Source organism: Streptomyces lomondensis (genome assembly GCF_014651035.1).
GTDB classification, from domain to species: Bacteria; Actinomycetota; Actinomycetes; order Streptomycetales; family Streptomycetaceae; genus Streptomyces; species Streptomyces lomondensis.
This window is the reverse complement of record NZ_BMWC01000049.1, coordinates 1-714: the sequence shown is the minus strand read 5'-3', so window position 1 is coordinate 714 and position 714 is coordinate 1. Positions and strand designations below refer to the sequence as shown.

At 70.3% G+C, this 714-nt stretch carries 1 pseudogene; it reads left to right on the top strand.

The features are described from left to right. Positions 1-14: 14 nt before the first annotated feature. Positions 15-714: pseudogene (locus IE255_RS38895) on the top strand (IS5 family transposase); the annotation flags it as partial.

Genomic DNA, 714 nt, shown 5'->3' with positions numbered 1-714 from the left:
GGTGCCGGACGGAGGTGGCCCCGGAGGCTCCGCTCCGTCCGCAGGGCGGAGGCCGACGCCGGTGTGATGACCGTGCGGTGCTGGCAGCGATCGTGTTTGTGGCCACCTCAGGCTGCACTTGGCGGCAGCTGCCGCCGGTCTTCGGCGCCTCCTGGCAGACGGTGCACCGGCGCTTCACAGACTGGTCCGCAGCCCGGGTATGGGCCAAGCTGCACCGGGTGCTGCTCGACCGGCTCGGTGCCGATGGCGATGTCGACTGGTCGCGCTGCGCCATCGATTCGATCAGCGTCCGGGCGGTCAAAGGGGGCCCTTGACGGGACCGAATCCGACCGACCGCGGCAAGAAAGGGTCGAAGATCCATGTCATCTGTGACCGCAACGGCCTGCCCATCTCGGTCGGCATCTCCGCCGCCAACCTGCACGACAGCCAGGCCCTGGTGCCGCTAATGCGGGGCATCCCGCCGATTCGCTCCCGCCGCGGCCCCCGGCGCCGCCGCCCGGCCAAGCTCCACGCGGACAAGGGCTACGACTTCGACCATTTACGGAACTGGCTGCGACGCCGGCAGATCGTGCCGCGCATCGCCCGCCGCGGCAAAGACACCTCCGGCCGCCTCGGCCGGCACCGCTGGGTCATTGAACGCACCCTGTCATGGCTGGGCGGCTGCCGCCGACTCCATCGCCGCTACGAGCGCAAGGCCGAGCACTTCCTCGCATT